Genomic DNA, 16,480 nt, shown 5'->3' with positions numbered 1-16,480 from the left:
CCTATCAGACGGTAAATTAAGAAGTTTAACTTAATCTTCTTTTTTCTTTTGAGCTAGCAAACCAAAGCCACTTAAAACTCCAGCCAGTCCAAGAGCTACTAGATTTGCATCGACTCCTGTACCTGTATTTGGTAATTGTTTTTCTACTGCTTGACCATGCTTAGCTTCTGCATTGGCCACTTCCTGCTTATTCGTTTGAGGCACTTGAGCAGGTACGACTGGTTTTTCAGTTGGTGCTTCAACTACTTTTGTACCAACTTCAACAATCTCAGTTACCACCTCTTTGACAAGATCTGTTCCCTTGAGACTACGCTTGCCTTCTGAATCAACCTCTACAAGATTTCTACGAAGGCCTTCCACTCCAGCTTGAACTAGACGGCGTTCACCTGCTGAAAGGTTTGCGTTTTCTCTTTCTTCACGTCCAAATGCAAGAACTTCTTCTTCAACTACCAAGCTTGGTTTCTTAACTTCCAAGAATTTTGGTCCTTCTAGTGGTTGAACACGACTTTCTACCTTAGTACCAACTTCAACAATCTCAGTCACAGCTTCCTTAACTACCTCTGTCTGAAGAAGTGTGCGATTGCCTTTAGCATCTATCTCAATCATGTGACGGATTTGCCCAGCTTCACCAGCTTGAACCACACGGCGTTCACCTAATAAAAGATCTGCTGTTGGACGCTCTTGGTGATTGAAAGCTACAGCTTTTTCTTTCACTTCCAATTCTAGTTTTTCGAGAACAAGATTCCCAGAACCGTCCAATGGTTGAACACGACTTTCTACCCTAGTCCCAACTTCAGTAATCTCTGCTCCTGCTTCCTTGACTACCTCTGTCTGAAGAAGCGTGCGATCACCCTTAGCATCTACCTCAATCATGTGACGGACTTGCCCTGCCTCACCAGCTTGAACCAGACGGCGTTCGCCTAACAAGAGGTCTCCTGACGGACGTTCTTGACGTTCGAAGGCTACCACTTCTTCCTCAACCGCTAGTTCTGGTTTTTCTAGAATAGCATCTCCAGATCCATCTAATGGCTGTACGCGACTTTCTACTTTGGTACCAACTTCAACAATCTCAGCTACCGCCTCTTTGACAAGTTCTGTTCCCTTGAGACTGCGTTTGCCTTCAGCATCAACTTCTACAAGATTTCTACGCAGGCCTTCAACTCCTGCTTGAACCAAGCGACGTTCTCCTGCTTTAAGACTAGGATTTACTCGTTCTTCATGGCCGTATGCAAGCTTTTCTTCTTCAACCACTAATGCTGGATTGCTGATAGTCAAATCTTTGACGCCGTCTAGCGGTTGAACACGACTTTCCACCTTGGTACCAACTTCAGTAATCTCAGCCACTGCTTCCTTGACTACTTCTGTCTCAAGAAGAGTGCGGTTGCCTTTGGTATCAACTTCAATCAGACGACGAGTTTGGCCTTCTACACCTGCCTGAACGATACGACGCTCTCCTGCATGAAGGCTAAGATTTACTCGTTCTTCATGGTCGTATGCAACTTTTTCTTCTTCAATCACCAATGTTGGATTGCTGATAGTCAAATCTTTGACGCCGTCTAGCGGTTGAACACGGCTTTCTACCTTGGTACCAACTTCAGTAATCTCAGCCACTGCTTCCTTGACTACTTCTGTCTCAAGAAGAGTGCGGTTGCCTTTAGCATCCACTTCAATCAGACGACGAGTTTGACCTTCTACACCTGCCTGAACGATTCTACGTTCACCCGCCAATAGGTCTCCTGACGGACGTTCTTGGCGTTCGAAGGCTTGAGTTTCTGTTTCAACCACTAGCTCAGGTAGAGTTTCAACTGTTGGAGCAGATTCCCCTTCTTCTAAGCTACCTACATGGTGGCTTTCTTCTGCAGGAGCTAGTTTCTTATTCAGCTTTTCTTTCATGTCCGCAAAGGCTGCTGGAGTTGGATTTGTTGAACCAATAAGAGTTTCTGCTTGAGCGATGATTGGATCGTCTGCATTTTTCTCACGAACTTTTCCTAGAAGAGTTTCAAGCTCTTCCTTAGCTGTTTGATAAAGCTGTACACCATCCAAGTCTGCACCTGCTTGTTTTAAATCGTTCAGGGCTTGGTTGACCGCTTCTTGACTAGCATCGTGGTTTTCTAAGATGGCTTTTGCTGCGTCAAGCTTCTCAACTAGAGCTGCTTGTTTTGCTACATCCGCAAATGTATAAGCTAATGTTTCTTTGCGTCCTTGAGCAGATGTGATTTCTTGTTTCAGATATTCGTCGTTAATGGCTGCCTTAGGTGATACTAGAACATCAAATTCGACAGTTTGTCCTTGATAGTGCAACTCAAGTTTTTGACGGCCTGTCTTTTGAGAATCATAGCCTGTAATTTCGACTCCTTGGTCCGTAAAGCTATGTTCTGTCTCAGTTTCATCATCATACAAGACCTTGAAGCGTCCTTCTGATAAATCAAGAGCATCGCCTACAAAGTAATCAATCTTCGGTTGTTTACTAATATACAGGGCTGCGACTTCTTTTGGACCAGCTTCTTCACCTGTCACTTGAACCTTGAAGCTTCCTGCAACTGGAAGACCAAGATAGGTCACTGTTAACTCTTGTTCACCATGATGGTGAGCATCGTATCCGTTAACAACTACGCCTGCATGACTGAGGTTGATGACTTCATCTGCTTCTTCTCCCTCATATTTGACACGGAGAAGACCACCTTTGAGATTCAATTCCTCGCCATCTTGGTAAGTTGTCTTTTTAGGTGTTGCTTCTAGACTGATAGCCTTAATCTTTCTTTCATCTTGAGGAATCGTTACAGCAAGAGTATTACTGATTTCTTTTCCTGGCAATTGTGTGCGGTAGTAAAGAAGACTTGGACGTTTTTCAAAGCTCAATGGTTCCGTTGCCAAATCCCCTCCAACTACCGTATTTAAGGTAGCGATTGGAGTTTGTGAATCTGCCTTATCATAGACTGTAATTGTTGCTCCAGCAGGAACTTCTGAGAATCCAAGTTGAATCTTATTGTCTGTCAGAACACGCGCTGCAACTTTAGCCATTGGAATGTTTTGGCTCTCCGTATCAAGAGTTTCATACATCTTCCAGTTGTAGATACGGATGGCTTTCCATGGTGTTCCATTGTCAGACGTGATGACGTGCAAACGCCAGTCTTGCGCTGTAATTGGGCTATCAAGGGTAATATCTGAAACATGGGCTCTATTGCCACGAACAGCCTTAGCTAGTTTCCACTCCCCAGCTTCATCCTTGTAGTAGAGGTCGAAATCTTTAGTGTTCATCAAACCATCGTTAACAGATTCTCCACCAGCACCGGCATGATCCATGACCCATCTAACGACACGGCGTGGTTGGGTCAAACGAATATCAACGCTACCACTCAACTGAGCAGAAGACCATTTGTCAGATAGACTAGTGATAGTTCCATTCAACATACCTTCGATACCTTCGCCACCTTCTGTGTCTGGGAAGGTACTTCCGATAACAGTCGCTCCTGGAACGATATTTTCTGCTAATGGTCTTGGAAGACTTGTGTCTTGGACAGTCATTCCCCACTCAAAGTTTGTAGTTGCTGCTTCAGAACGAAGGCCATTCTTACCAACTGCGACAACCTTCAACTCCTGACTAGTACCAGTTGCACTAGCTGAACGGCTAACTTTTGGTAGGTAGATCGTAGTTGCAGATGAACCTGTCAATAGGCGCCAAGCATCGCCATCCTTCTCATAAACTTCATAGAAGTCAGCATCTTTATTTCCAGTAAATTGGACAATAGCTTCTGCTTCTTGGGCATTTTTAAGGGATTGTTTAGCTACTTTAAGAGCCGTTGGTGCTTGAGGTGCCTCTTGATTATCTGTTACTGTCAACTCACCCAAGTTAAATTGATAGCCCTTAAGAGCAGCAGTATTTTCAAAAGTGAGCTTGATACCGTAAATGGTCTGACCTGCCAAGGCACTCAAATCAAATTCATCTTTTGTCCAATCGTCAGATAGAGTCAGTTCTTTACGAGCATGCTCTCCACCATAAGTATAGTTTTTCTGAGTCGCAAACTCTACATAGACCTTGCTTCCCTTACCACCTTTATGAGCGACACGAAGTTTTGTTTTATCTGTTACTTCCAGTTTTGTAGAGTAGAGACGAACATCTTGGTTGGTATTTTCAGCTAAATCACCCGCAAATTTGAGTGAGTTACCACCATTGTAGGCATCTTCAAAGTCATAGTCAGCTTGAAGTTTAGCACCTGATGAAGTTTGCCACCAGCGCCATGTAGGCAAGATACCTGATACAGAACGATAGTTCCATTCAGAATCCTTAGAGACTTTACCGTCTACAAACCATTTCTTACCATGTCCTGTGTTAAAGGATGTTGTAAAAGTACGTCCAACTGCTGGTGTACGGTCAGCTACAAGGTTGGCAATTCCGTACCAGTCCTTGTCATCTGGTTTTTGACCAGTTGGATCTCCTTGGTAACCTGTAAAGAAGATATTTTCATTCTTGTGATAGTCTTCGCCTGTCTTACCAAGACTAGTAATTGTATCTGGAGCAAAGAGTCCAAGTGATAAGCGGAGCTTGCCATTTTCATCTAGAAGGGCATCCCATTTCACTTTTGTCTTGTAAGAACCACCTTGTTGCAATTCCAAACCTGCAAAGACATCGTACTGACTACGTCCAAGCCATTTGGCCATAGTTACAGAGTAGTCATTTTTCTCTTTGGTCCAGTTAAAGTTGGCAAAGAAGTGATCCGCAGGAACCTTGTCTCCCTCTTTTTCCATGAATTGGTAATTGTATTCACCCAAACCATCTTCATGATAACGACCATATTCATAGGTCATGGCATCATACCAAGAATATTTCACTGGATGATTGACTTGAGCCGAATATTCCTTGGTATAGAGCATGAAGTCACGCATTTTCTTACCAAGAGGCGTTACGATATCTCCTGTTGTTTCTTGGTTGATAAAATATCCATCAAATCCATAGTATTTAGCCAAATCAACCAACTTACGAGCGATAGGGAAAGTTCCGTCTTCATCTTGTTTAAGGGCTTCGGCAAATTTTTCTTGGTCTGCAATACTATTAGACCAGTTGAAGAAGAGTGTACCCAATACAGGGACACCATTACGGTGACCAGCATCAATCACGTCCGGAGTTGGAACGAGCCCTTCCCAGAAGACCATTGAATTCAAGTATTGCCAGTAGTCAAAAGCATAGGCTTTAAACTCTTCACCACCTACAGAAGCGTGGTCTTTAGCCTTAGAGTTGGTATTGGCAAGAGCTTCAACCTTGGCATCCTTATTGGCTTTTTCGTTGACTACATGCCCACGGTAACGTTTAGCCAATTCAACTGAAGAACGATTAATAGCATCGTCTTCACGGGCACCCGGTTCCCATTTCAACAAATCTTCCCAAGTGTCAAACTTAATTTCTTTTGGTCGAAGACTTTTTTCTTCTTTCTTAGGAACATCTGAAACAGTTGCTTTCTCTTCAGCCTTATTTTCTGTAGCCACAGGTGCTTCTTTAGCCTTATTTTCTGTAGCTACAGGTGTTTCTTCAGCCTTAGGCGCTTCAGCAACCGGACTAGCTACTTCCTTATCAGCTGCAGTCAATTGGTCCAATGTTGGTTTTTCTTCTGAAATAGGTTGTTCACTAACCTTGTTTTCTGTCTCTTCCAACTGCTTTAATACCTCAGGTGAAGCTGTAGTTGGTTGCTCTGATGTGGCAGGCGATGCTTGCTCTGTAGTCACAGCAGTAGTCCTTGTTTCGTTCGCTGGGATTGCAACTTCTTCTGCTAAAGCTTGGTTGGCAAATAAAACCGAACCAATCATCAAAGAGCAGGCACCCACTGATAATTTTCGAATACTATAGCGACAACGTTTTTCAAAAAATGGATTCTTCATCTTTTTCTCCTTTGACTTTCTCCTGAAAGTAAGCGCTTTATTTTTGAATTAAAAAAGTAGCTGTTCCAAAAATACACAGAACAGGTCGTTTTTATTTTACGATATTTAGAAAAAGAGTCAACACTAGCCCTTCAAGAACTATAAAGAAGTGAAGAATTAATATAAATTAGACAATCATCTGCCATTTTTCGAATAAAATCAACATTTTTCTCAAAAAAGAGCATTTACTACTTGTTAGATTTACTTTTATCCTTTAAAATAGAATGGGAGAGATTCCGCGATTATTTTTCGGAGGAAAAAGAAAATGTCCATTAATTGGCAGGAAATTGCATTTCACTTTTTAGGTGGTCTGGGACTATTCTTATATAGTATCAAGACCATGGGGGACGGTTTGCAACAAGCAGCTGGAGATCGTCTTCGATATTACATTGACAAATATACCAGCAATCCTTTCTTTGGTATTCTGGTAGGTATTGGAATGACTGCCCTGATTCAGTCTAGTTCAGGGGTTACAGTTATTACGGTTGGTCTGGTCAGTGCGGGACTTTTGACCCTACGTCAGGCTATCGGGATTGTCATGGGGGCCAATATCGGGACAACTGTCACATCCTTTATCATTGGTTTTAAATTGGGAGACTACGCATTACCTATGCTCTTTCTCGGAGCAGTCTGTCTCTTCTTCACAAAAAATAGAACCATCAATAACATCGGACGAATCATCTTTGGTGTCGGTGGTATCTTCTTCGCCCTCAATCTAATGAGTGGTGCAATGGAACCCCTTAAGGATTTACAAGTCTTTAAAGACTACATGGTAGAACTGAGTAAAAATCCAATCTTGGGTGTTCTTGTCGGAACAGGTTTAACCCTTCTGATTCAAGCCTCCTCAGCGACCATCGGGATCCTACAAAATCTCTACGCTAGCAATCTGATTGACCTTCAGGGTGCCCTACCAGTTCTCTTTGGAGATAACATCGGAACTACTATCACTGCTATTATCGCTTCCTTGGGTGCTAATATTGCAGCCAAACGTGTGGCAGCAGCTCATGTGGCCTTTAACGTTATCGGGACTGTTATCTGTATTATCTTCCTCGTTCCATTTACAGGCTTAATCCAATGGTTTGAGAGCTTCTTAAATCTAGCTCCAGAAATGACCATTGCCTTCGCCCACGGAACCTTCAACATTACCAATACAATCATTCAGTTTCCATTCATCGGAGCTCTTGCCTTCATGGTAACCAAACTTATCCCTGGAGAAGACGAAGTTGTCAAATACGAGCCACTTTACCTTGATGAGCAACTGATCAAACAAGCTCCATCTATCGCTCTTGGAAATGCTAAAAAAGAACTTCTACATCTAGGTAATTATGCTGCGAAAGCCTTTGACCTCTCTTATGACTATATTATTAACTCTAATGAAAAAGTTGCAGAAAAGGGACATAAGACTGAAGAAGCTATCAATACCATTGATGAAAAATTGACTCGTTACCTCATTAGTTTATCTGGTGAAGCTTTGAGCCAAAAAGAGAGTGAAGTCTTAACAAATATCCTTGACTCTTCACGAGACTTGGAACGTATCGGAGACCACGCAGAAGCCCTGCTCAATCTTAACGATTACTTGCAACGCAAGAATGTTCAATTCTCTGAGGCTGCCTTAGAAGAACTAGCAGAGATTTATCTTAAAACTAGTGATTTCGTCAAAGATGCTCTTGAGAGTGTAGAAAACAACGACCTCGAGAAAGCTCAAGCTCTTATCGAGCGACACGAAGACATCAACAACATGGAACGTGTCCTTCGTAAGACTCACATCAAACGTCTAAATAACGGAGAATGTTCTACCCAAGCAGGTGTCAACTTTATCGATATTATTTCACACTACACTCGTGTATCAGACCACGCTATGAACCTTGCTGAAAAGGTTTTGGCAGAACAAATTTAAAACGAAAAAAATGCTTTGATTCTTTCGAATCAAAGCATTTTAAATAGCTCTCCAATCATAAAGGAAGATGCGGCTGCACCCCTGTATCTCGCTTCTTCCTTTTTGATAAAGCGGGCCAGATTGACTAACTCTGGCGCTGGGGTCTTGGGATTCTTGAGTAGTTCAAGTGTGACTAGCCCTGAAAGTCGGACTGCAAGCAAGCGCTCATTGGTGCCGGGCAACTGCTTAGCAGTCTCTACAAGTGCATGCACTAGATCTTCACTCAGGTTTTGACGGGCATTATTATAAAGATCCCGAATCAAGGTTTCTAGGTTTGGCTCTTCCATCCCTATTACCTCCATCTTTTCTGTTTAATAATTTTTAATCAAATCTACTGTAGAACGATCCAATTTTTTAACCAAGGCTTGTAAGAAAGCTTGAGCTTCAAGGAAATCGTCCATTGCATAAAGGGTTTGGTGAGAGTGGATATAACGGGCACAAACACCGATTGTTGTTGATGGGACACCACCATTTTTCAGATGAGCTGCACCTGCGTCAGTTCCACCTTTTCCACAGTAGTATTGGTACTTGATTCCAGCTTCTTCAGCTGTCGTTAAAAGGAAATCCTTCATACCTGGGAGAAGCAAGTGACCTGGATCGTAGAAACGAATCAAGGTTCCATCACCAATCTTACCTTGACCACCATAAACATCACCTGCTGGTGAGCAATCCACAGCAAGGAATACTTCTGGATCAAATTTGGTTGTTGAGGTATGAGCACCGCGAAGTCCGACTTCTTCTTGGACATTGGCACCAAGATAAAGTTCATTGCCTAGTTTTTGACCTGATAAGTTTTCTGCCAACTCACTAACCATGAGAACTCCGTAACGGTTATCCCAAGCTTTGGAGATGATATTTTTTTCGTTAGCTGTTAGGATTGCGCTGCTATCTGGAACGATGGTATCTCCTGGGCGGATACCAAAACTTTCAGCCTCAGCCTTATCCGCAAAACCACCATCAAAGACGATATCTGAAACAGCTGGCATGGTTGGGCCACCTGTGCCACGAGTCAAATGTGGAGGTACTGAACCTGAGATGACTGGAATTTCACGTCCTTGGCGCGTAAAGAGTTTAAATCGTTGGCTGCTGACAACCATAGGATTCCAACCGCCAATTTCAACTACTCGGAAGGTTCCGTCTGGTTTGATTTCACTCACCATAAAACCAACTTCATCCATGTGAGATGCCACCAAGACTCGAGGTGCATTCGCAACTTCTGAATGTTTGATACCAAAAATACCACCTAGGCCATCAGTCACTACTTCATCAACGTGAGGAGTTATCTTCTCACGAAGATAAGCGCGTACAGGTGCTTCATGACCTGAGATAGCAGAAAGTTCTGTTACTTCTTTGATTTTAGAAAATAATGTTGTCATTTCTATCCCTTCTTTCTTTCAACCATTTTACCACTTTTTATAGGAGAAAGGTAGTGGAAAGGTGGATTTCTAAATTTGTATCTTATTCTGCTTTCTACAAATCATATCTTATTTTCTAAGTAGAAAAAATGGTATTCCCTTGTATATGAGGGAAGGCCTAAAAAAATTATAACACCGACGTCTTTACTTTTATGAAACTATAAAAAATATTTGACTTTTTCTTCTACATTTTTTAAAATAGAACAAAATTAGAAAAAGGAAAAATCATGACTAAAACAATTCTTGTTACAGGCGGAGCTGGCTACATTGGCTCACATACTGTCAAAGCTCTTTTAAATGCTGGATATCAGGTTCATGTCCTAGATAACCTTTCTACAGGACACCGTTCAGCTGTAGATAATCGTGCAAACTTTAAACAACTTGACGTTTATGATGCTAGTGCCTTAAAAGCCTACTTGGAAGAAAATAAAATTGATGCAGTTCTGCATTGTGCAGGTGAAATTGTTGTTAGCGAAAGCATTGAAAACCCAAGCAAATACTTCACTGCCAATGTTGCTGGCATGAACCAAGTTCTTAAAGTCTTATCTGAAGTTGGTATTCAAAAAATCATGTTCTCTTCAACTGCTTCCCTCTATGGTAATAACTGTATTGACAAGCCAGCGACTGAAGATACCTTGCTCGACCCTGTCAACCCTTATGCAGAAACAAAATTGATGGGCGAACGAATGATTTACTGGATGGCTAATCGCTATGATTGGAAATATGTCATTTTCCGCTATTTCAATGTAGCTGGTGCAGAAATGGATGCTTCAAATGGTCTCCGTGTAAAAAATCCAACTCACATCATTCCGAATATCAATAAGACTGCATTGGGACAAAATGATAGCCTGAAAATATTTGGAGATGACTACGATACGCGCGATGGTTCATGTATTCGAGATTACATCCATGTTTTAGATCTTGCACAAGCCCATGTTAAAGGGATGGATTACCTATTCCAAGAAACTAGTTCTTCTCAAATCTTTAACTTAGGAACTGAAAAAGGTTATACCGTCAAAGAAATCTTTAAAACTGCTGAAGAATTACTTAATCAAGAAATCCCACACGAAATTGTTGCTCGCCGTGCTGGGGATCCAGCTAGCGTCCTTGCAGATGCCTCAAAAGCTAAAAAATATCTTGATTGGGAAGCTAGTCACTCTCTAAAAGATATTATTTTATCGGATTATCATTGGCGTGTTAAAGAAGGCAAAAACATTTTGGAATAAATAACAGAAACATCAATAATAAATAAAAACACAGATAGATGGCACTTGATAAATACCAAGTATCATCTATCTGTGTTTTATACATTAGGAGCCAATTTTATCTTGTATTTCGCTTTAATGAAAAGTAGTCTGGTACTGGATCTTTACCCGTTTCAGACCAGGGATGGCAACGTAATATCCTAGCCAAGCCCATCAAAACTCCCTTGAATCCATGTTTTTCAATAGCCTGAATCATATAGTTTGAACAGCTGGGCTCAAATCTGCAAGACGGTGGAAAGGCTGGTGAGATAAACCGTTGGTAAAAGCGCACAGGCGCTATTAAAATTCGTTTCATTATTTCTTGGTTACAGCCATGGTGTGTAGTTGGCTGATTTCTTTTTTATTGAGACGGCGTGATTCTCCTGGACGAAGTCCTGTCAAGTCTAAGTGTCCAAAACGTGTCCGAGACAACTTATCCACTTGAAGCCCAACAGCTTCAAACATCTTTTTAACCTGATGGTTACGCCCTTCATGAATGGTCAGCTGTACTACAGAACGGTTTTTGACTGGATCTACCTTGAGAATTTCATAAACCGCTGGCTTAGTTTTCTTACCATCAATCTCAAGGCCACGAGTTAAGGGGCGGAGGTTTTCCTTGTTAGCTACACCTTTAACACGCGCAACATATACCTTGTCGATCTCATTACGAGGGTGAATCATCTCATCTGTAAAGTCACCATCATTGGTCAAAATCAATACACCTGATGTGTCCCAGTCCAAACGTCCCACAGGGTAGATACGCTCTTTCACATTAGGCAAGAGGTCCACAACAGTCTTGCGGCCCTTGTCGTCCGTTACACTGGAAATCACACCACGTGGTTTATTGAGCAGATAATAGACCTTTTCTTCGTTGTAGATGGGTTGACCTTCAACTTCTACCTTGTCACCAGACTTGATAGTCGTCGCTAATTCACGTACCACCTGACCGTTAACAGTCACCAAGCCTTGCTTGATCAACTCCTCTGCTTTTCTCCTACTGGCCACACCAGCGTGGGCAATATATTTATTGATTCTCATCTTCTTCTATCCTTTCACCAAATAATTGGCTTTCTTGTGCTTGAATGTCAAGCTCATCAATCACGGGCAATTCTTCCAAATGGTTAATACCCATGTAATCTAGAAAATAATCCGTCGTTACATAGAGATTAGGTCGTCCAAGAACTTCTTTTTTCCCATCTTCTCGTATCAAGTCAAAGGCCTGCAACTTAGCTAGAGCACCGCTAGAGTTGACCCCACGAATGGCATCAATCTCTATCCGTGTGATAGGCTGCTTATAAGCAATGATGGACAAGGTTTCTAGCGCAGCTCGAGATAGACTCTGGTTGATGGGCGCCTTAGAATATTCTTTCAAAATAGCTGCAAATTGAGGCTTTGTTACCAATCTGTAGGCACCACCTGTCTCAATCAGGGCCAGACTAGAATCCTGGTCTTTTTCATACTTTTTGGCTAATTTTTCTAGACTCTGCTGAATACCTGTTGGAGGTAGTGAGAGGAGTTCAGCCAATTGACGAATCCTAATCCCATCTTCACCCGCTACAAAGAGGAGTGCTTCTATTTCTGCTAAAGTACTCATATTTCCTCTCTATCAAGCCTGACTTTGTTCTACTTGATTTTCTTCTTTCTTTTTCATGAGATAGATATCTCCGAAACTCTCTTCCTGGATCAAGAGAATTTCTTGGGTTTTTATCAACTCCAAGGTTGCTAAAAAGAGTGTAATAATCTCTTGTAAATCCTTGGTTTCTTTAAACAAATCCTGCAGACATAGTTGTTGACCTTCAACCAAGGCTTCTTGGACGATGACCATCATATCTTCAATCTTGTATTCATCGCGTAAAATGGTTGTGTGACTTTTGGAAAATTCTTCTTTTTTCTTAGCTAACAAAGTTGAAAAGGCTAAGAAAAGGTCGATTGTTGTCTTATCGTGCACAAGTTCTGCATCCTCGTATATCAACTCTGTCGGAGCTTTTGAGTAATATCGAGCTCGTTCTTGGTGCTTAACTTCCAACTGCTCTCCCAAGAGCTTGAACTTGCGGTATTCTTCGATCTGAGAAAGGAGATCCTGTTCAAGATCATCTTCTAAATCTGTCACTTCTGCAACCTTTGGCAAGAGCTTGCGACTCTTTATGAGCATGAGTTGACTAGCCATCACCATATACTCACCTGCTACTTCGAGGCGCATGACCTGTAAGGTTGACACATAGGCTAGGTACTGCTCGATAACTTCTGTAATAGGCACATCATAGATATCCATCTGGTACTTGGAAACCAAGTGTAATAGAAGATCTAGAGGCCCTTCAAAATCTTTTAATTTAATATCCATTATCTGTATTTTTCTAAGGTCATGACTGTCTTTAATCCTAGCTTTTTAGCAATTTCATACAAGTCAACCTTTTTTTCCATCTGTCTCAAAATAAACTGTTCTCTCAGTCCTTGAGCGGATAATTCTGGGAAACCTCTTTCTTTTAGAAAGGCTTCTAACTGTCGAAAGGCCCACTGACGCGAGTAGGCTTTGCCAGACTTTTCAAAAATATAGGTCTGGTCCATCAAGGGAGCCAGTTCTGGAAGCAAGCGCGTGGGGATAGCTACAATTCTCTGTTGGGAAGCCTTCTTGATTCTCAAAACTTGAAAATCCAGATTGATATCCGCAACCTTTAGAGTTAAAATCTCGCTTGGCAAGAGTCCCATTTCCAAGATGAGGAGCGCCAGTAAGCGTCCCTCTGGATAGGAACTTTCTTGCCAGAAAGAACTGAGGTCTAAAAGTTCTGACTGAACTTGCTTTTTCTCAGCCTGTTTTGGCAATTCTAAACGATAAAAGGTACCAATTTCCCCCTTCTGGTATAAAAAGTAAAGAAATTGATTGCAAGCAGAAACCTTACGCTTTTGAGCACTGATTTTTAAATTTGATAGTTGAGCTTGATAAATCTTGAGACTGGTCTCAGAAATCCGCTCGCCTACAATGTCTAAAAATTGCTCAAGATCATACTTGTAAGACTGCTTGGAATTACTGGACAAGCCTTGTTTTTCATCTAAAAATGCGATTATCCATTCTCTCATTTGCTTCGAATCTCATATTCCTTACTAAAGTCATGCAAGAGGGCATTGACAGCCTTAAGGATTGATTTCCGTGTGATAATGCCTTGGAAGAAACCATCCTTGTCAACGACTGGTAGGAAAGACTCGTCCACTAGCTTGTGCAAAACATCCGTGAGGCGATAGTCTGGCTCCACAACTGCTACATCCTTTTTGGTCATATGTACAATGTCCGTATCTGCCATGGTCTCTTGGCTCAAGCCTTGCTCCATTTGGTAGGCCAAAATGTCTCTAAGTCCAATGGTTCCGACAAATTCTTTCTCATCAGTCACTACTGGCACTCTGGTATAGGTCATCTGGCTAAGGAGGAGAATTGCATGATCTGCATTGTGGCTATCAATGAGTACAGCCAAATTTTCAGCAGGAGTCAAAAAGGTTTCCTCTTGCTCCAGTAAAAACTGTTCAAACTCTTTGGCAATCATCGAGCAAACTCCTTGGATAAGCCTGGATACACCTCATGGTCACGTGTCAAAAAGTCTACTTTATAGTAGCTATCATCAATCTCTACACGGGCATAGAGGCATTCTCTGATGGTTCCACGTGGTTGGCTGATAGAACCTGGATTTAGAAAGAGGGTCTTCCCTTCCATCCAAGCATTTGGCACATGCAAGTGACCATAGAGACAGATATCTGCATCTTCTTCCTGCGCCCAGAAATCAAGCTTTTGGAAATTGAAGTTAATATCAAATAAGTGTCCATGGGTCTGGATGATCTTGGTAGGACCTAGTTGAGTCACCAAGCGTTCTGGGTAACCTGCATAAAAGTCCATGTTGCCTTTGACGACCTGAATGCCCTCCCAGAGGGGTGAATCGGGACGAAGTTCTGAGTCTCCATCGTGAAAAATGGCATCAACTTTACCCAGATAGCGGTCACGAATTTCTTCCACAATCAAGCTATCTCCATGGGAGTCACTCATTACAATGATGGTTTGCTTTGCCATGATGGAAATACCTCCAAAAGTTTCTTAACCGCTAAGGCACGGTGGGATTGACTATTTTTTTCTTCGAGGGTTAATTCAGCTGATGACTTGCCTGTTTCTCCTACTAGGAAAAGAGGATCATAGCCAAAACCATTTTCACCCTTAGGTTCAAAGTTAATGTAGCCTGGCCAATCAGCTTCGACCACCAAACTTTCCTTACCTGGGCTAGCCACGACCAGGGTTGTATGGAATTGTGCCGAACGGTCCTTGAGTTCAAAGACCATAGCCAATTCGTGCAAGAGTTTGGCATTATTTTCACGGTCAGTAGCTCCAACTCCTGCAAATCGAGCTGACCAAACGCCTGGCAAACCACCCAGAACATCAACTTTAAGACCAGAATCATCCGCCAGAACCATCTTGCCTGTCAATTTAGAGATCGTTTCTGCCTTAAGGCGAGCATTTTCTTCAAAGGTCATTCCTGTTTCTGCTACTTCAGGTAGGTCTGGATAGTCATTAAGGTTCTCCACATCATAACCAAGTTTGTCAAAGATAGCTCGAAATTCCTTGGTCTTACCTTCGTTACGAGTCGCAATCAACAGGGTTTCTCTGACCTTGTTAGTCTCAAAGAAATCTTGGACATTAACCCCTTCTTTAGGCAATTCAACATACAAGAGTTGCCCATTTTCAACTAAGAGCAACCCCCCCTGACGTTGAATGACTTCCAAATTTCGTCCCATTTCTTGGTTAAGTATATCTACCACAAAGGACAATAAACGATAGGGAGAACCGTAGCGTAAAACGGTGACTGAAAGTGGAAAGCCTCGCTCCTCATCTCCAAATATTTTGGCAAATTGGAACAGAGGAAAGTTTAACTCATCATCCGTCAAAGTCCGAATGCCGCCAAAAACACTGTAGGACCCGACATACCAGTCCTGGTCGTCCTTGTATTCATAAATTTTATTTGTCATAATGTTACATGCTCCACATGAATCTCTTTTTCCAGCCATTCTGCACCAATCTGGGCAAAACTCTGACTATTTGCTGTTGTGTAAAAACGGTGTTGTAGCGGGCCTGCATCACGGCTACGATTGATTTCAAAATAATTGAGCAAGACTGAGATGTCCCGCACGCACTCGGCTCCACTATCGATGAGTTTTACATCTGGTCCCATCACATTTTGAATGATGGGACGAAGAAGCGGATAATGGGTACAACCCAAAATCAGGCTATCCACCTTTCCAACCAAGGGACGCAGGGTTTCATAAACCACTTTCTTGGTTACACTAGTTGATAAGGCACCAGACTCCACCAAGGGGGCAAATTTAGGACAGGCCAAACTCTCCACCTGTAAGTCCGGATCCAGATCATGAATTTTCTGACGGTAGATGTCTGATTGTACCGTCATGGGCGTTCCAATGACTCCGATTTTCCCACCTTGACTGGACTTGATGGCTGCCGAAGCACCAGGCAATATCACACCTAGGACGGGAATATCTAGTTGAGCCTTGATTTCTTCCCAGACGACCGCAGTCGCAGTATTACAAGCAATGACAATCATCTTGACATCCTTGGTCAAGAGAAAGTTGACCAACTGCCAAGTATATTCACGAATTTGCTCAGCAGGACGGGGCCCGTAAGGTGCCCGCGCCGAATCTCCAATATAGACGATTTCTTCATGGGGAAGCTGGCGCATGAGCTCACGCACAACCGTCAAGCCCCCGACACCCGAATCCAAAAAACCAATTGGTCGATTATCCATACAGTCTTCTTTCTAGTACTTTTTCTGATTGATAGTTCATTATGATTACATCTCTTAGTTAAAGCGCTGACAGACTGGCAAATTTCCAACTGTCTCCCTCTTAATCATAATCAAATATCAATAGAATGCAAGGAAAAAGTCTTATCCTTAAATATAAGTCAAATATAGTGAGAAGTCTGGAACTTT

General features: G+C 42.2%; 14 protein-coding genes. 2 read left to right on the top strand and 12 right to left on the bottom strand.

The window, feature by feature from the left end:
• Nucleotides 1-30: 30 nt before the first annotated feature.
• A complete protein-coding gene (locus QM874_RS09420; RefSeq protein ID WP_414317080.1) occupies nt 31-5,871 on the bottom strand; it encodes an endo-beta-N-acetylglucosaminidase in 5,841 nt (1,946 codons plus the stop codon).
• Nucleotides 5,872-6,175: 304 nt separating this feature from the next.
• Here QM874_RS09420 and QM874_RS09415 point away from each other — a divergent pair, with 304 nt between their 5' ends.
• Nucleotides 6,176-7,807 carry a Na/Pi cotransporter family protein gene (locus QM874_RS09415; protein ID WP_414317079.1) on the top strand — a complete coding sequence of 544 codons (1,632 nt, stop codon included), beginning with the start codon at nt 6,176-6,178 and terminating at the stop codon, nt 7,805-7,807.
• Nucleotides 7,808-7,836: 29 nt separating this feature from the next.
• Here QM874_RS09415 and QM874_RS09410 read toward each other — a convergent pair whose 3' ends face one another.
• Nucleotides 7,837-8,133, bottom strand: a complete 297-nt coding sequence (locus QM874_RS09410) for a bacteriocin immunity protein (protein ID WP_414317078.1) — start codon at nt 8,131-8,133, stop codon at nt 7,837-7,839.
• A gap of 24 nt (nt 8,134-8,157) precedes the next feature.
• Nucleotides 8,158-9,222 (bottom strand): glutamyl aminopeptidase, encoded by a 1,065-nt coding sequence (gene pepA / locus QM874_RS09405; protein WP_006147862.1) that lies wholly within the window; start codon nt 9,220-9,222, stop codon nt 8,158-8,160.
• A 266-nt stretch (nt 9,223-9,488) separates the two neighbouring features.
• Here pepA and galE point away from each other — a divergent pair, with 266 nt between their 5' ends.
• Nucleotides 9,489-10,487: a UDP-glucose 4-epimerase GalE gene (galE, locus tag QM874_RS09400; protein WP_414317077.1), complete on the top strand. Its 999-nt coding sequence runs from the start codon at nt 9,489-9,491 to the stop codon at nt 10,485-10,487.
• A gap of 97 nt (nt 10,488-10,584) precedes the next feature.
• Here the strand turns inward: galE and yidD are convergent, their stop codons facing one another.
• From yidD to racE, 9 genes are read right to left on the bottom strand one after another with little or no spacing between them, the layout of a single operon-like run.
• On the bottom strand, nt 10,585-10,821 hold the full coding sequence (yidD, locus tag QM874_RS09395; RefSeq protein ID WP_414317076.1) for a membrane protein insertion efficiency factor YidD: 237 nt from the start codon (nt 10,819-10,821) through the stop codon (nt 10,585-10,587).
• On the bottom strand, nt 10,821-11,543 hold the full coding sequence (locus tag QM874_RS09390) for a pseudouridine synthase (protein ID WP_001222230.1): 723 nt from the start codon (nt 11,541-11,543) through the stop codon (nt 10,821-10,823). The genes yidD and QM874_RS09390 overlap by 1 nt, the downstream gene beginning before the upstream one ends.
• Nucleotides 11,530-12,099 (bottom strand): SMC-Scp complex subunit ScpB, encoded by a 570-nt coding sequence (scpB, locus tag QM874_RS09385; protein WP_281335478.1) that lies wholly within the window; start codon nt 12,097-12,099, stop codon nt 11,530-11,532. The genes QM874_RS09390 and scpB overlap by 14 nt, the downstream gene beginning before the upstream one ends.
• A gap of 12 nt (nt 12,100-12,111) precedes the next feature.
• Nucleotides 12,112-12,846: a segregation/condensation protein A gene (locus QM874_RS09380; RefSeq protein ID WP_414317075.1), complete on the bottom strand. Its 735-nt coding sequence runs from the start codon at nt 12,844-12,846 to the stop codon at nt 12,112-12,114.
• Nucleotides 12,846-13,580, bottom strand: coding sequence for a site-specific tyrosine recombinase XerD (xerD, locus tag QM874_RS09375; RefSeq protein ID WP_414317074.1), 735 nt, complete (start codon nt 13,578-13,580; stop codon nt 12,846-12,848). The genes QM874_RS09380 and xerD overlap by 1 nt, the downstream gene beginning before the upstream one ends.
• Nucleotides 13,577-14,038 carry a cyclic-di-AMP-binding protein CbpB gene (gene cbpB, locus QM874_RS09370; RefSeq protein ID WP_414317073.1) on the bottom strand — a complete coding sequence of 154 codons (462 nt, stop codon included), beginning with the start codon at nt 14,036-14,038 and terminating at the stop codon, nt 13,577-13,579. Before cbpB ends, xerD begins: the two co-directional genes overlap by 4 nt.
• On the bottom strand, nt 14,035-14,556 hold the full coding sequence (locus QM874_RS09365; RefSeq protein WP_414317072.1) for a metallophosphoesterase: 522 nt from the start codon (nt 14,554-14,556) through the stop codon (nt 14,035-14,037). The genes cbpB and QM874_RS09365 overlap by 4 nt, the downstream gene beginning before the upstream one ends.
• The gene (locus QM874_RS09360) at nt 14,532-15,503 is read right to left on the bottom strand and encodes a nucleoside-triphosphate diphosphatase (protein WP_414317071.1); all 972 of its coding nucleotides are present in this window, start codon (nt 15,501-15,503) and stop codon (nt 14,532-14,534) included. The genes QM874_RS09365 and QM874_RS09360 overlap by 25 nt, the downstream gene beginning before the upstream one ends.
• Nucleotides 15,500-16,294, bottom strand: a complete 795-nt coding sequence (racE, locus tag QM874_RS09355; protein ID WP_414317070.1) for a glutamate racemase — start codon at nt 16,292-16,294, stop codon at nt 15,500-15,502. The genes QM874_RS09360 and racE overlap by 4 nt, the downstream gene beginning before the upstream one ends.
• Nucleotides 16,295-16,480: the final 186 nt, after the last annotated feature.

The organism is Streptococcus infantis (assembly GCF_047463615.1).
Taxonomy (GTDB): Bacteria; Bacillota; Bacilli; order Lactobacillales; family Streptococcaceae; genus Streptococcus; species Streptococcus infantis_X.
Note: the sequence above shows the minus strand (reverse complement) of the source record. Positions and strands in the feature narration are given on the sequence as shown.

Excerpts from the sequence above, each read along its gene's own strand:
- QM874_RS09420 (WP_414317080.1), bottom strand. The coding sequence starts at position 5,871 with ATGAAGAATCCATTTTTTGAAAAACGTTGTCGCTATAGTATTCGAAAA.
- QM874_RS09415 (WP_414317079.1), top strand. The coding sequence starts at position 6,176 with ATGTCCATTAATTGGCAGGAAATTGCATTTCACTTTTTAGGTGGTCTG.
- galE (WP_414317077.1), top strand. The coding sequence starts at position 9,489 with ATGACTAAAACAATTCTTGTTACAGGCGGAGCTGGCTACATTGGCTCA.
- xerD (WP_414317074.1), bottom strand. The coding sequence starts at position 13,580 with ATGAGAGAATGGATAATCGCATTTTTAGATGAAAAACAAGGCTTGTCC.
- yidD (WP_414317076.1), bottom strand. The coding sequence starts at position 10,821 with ATGAAACGAATTTTAATAGCGCCTGTGCGCTTTTACCAACGGTTTATC.
- scpB (WP_281335478.1), bottom strand. The coding sequence starts at position 12,099 with ATGAGTACTTTAGCAGAAATAGAAGCACTCCTCTTTGTAGCGGGTGAA.
- cbpB (WP_414317073.1), bottom strand. The coding sequence starts at position 14,038 with ATGATTGCCAAAGAGTTTGAACAGTTTTTACTGGAGCAAGAGGAAACC.
- QM874_RS09410 (WP_414317078.1), bottom strand. The coding sequence starts at position 8,133 with ATGGAAGAGCCAAACCTAGAAACCTTGATTCGGGATCTTTATAATAAT.
- pepA (WP_006147862.1), bottom strand. The coding sequence starts at position 9,222 with ATGACAACATTATTTTCTAAAATCAAAGAAGTAACAGAACTTTCTGCT.
- QM874_RS09360 (WP_414317071.1), bottom strand. The coding sequence starts at position 15,503 with ATGACAAATAAAATTTATGAATACAAGGACGACCAGGACTGGTATGTC.
- QM874_RS09365 (WP_414317072.1), bottom strand. The coding sequence starts at position 14,556 with ATGGCAAAGCAAACCATCATTGTAATGAGTGACTCCCATGGAGATAGC.
- QM874_RS09380 (WP_414317075.1), bottom strand. The coding sequence starts at position 12,846 with ATGGATATTAAATTAAAAGATTTTGAAGGGCCTCTAGATCTTCTATTA.
- racE (WP_414317070.1), bottom strand. The coding sequence starts at position 16,294 with ATGGATAATCGACCAATTGGTTTTTTGGATTCGGGTGTCGGGGGCTTG.
- QM874_RS09390 (WP_001222230.1), bottom strand. The coding sequence starts at position 11,543 with ATGAGAATCAATAAATATATTGCCCACGCTGGTGTGGCCAGTAGGAGA.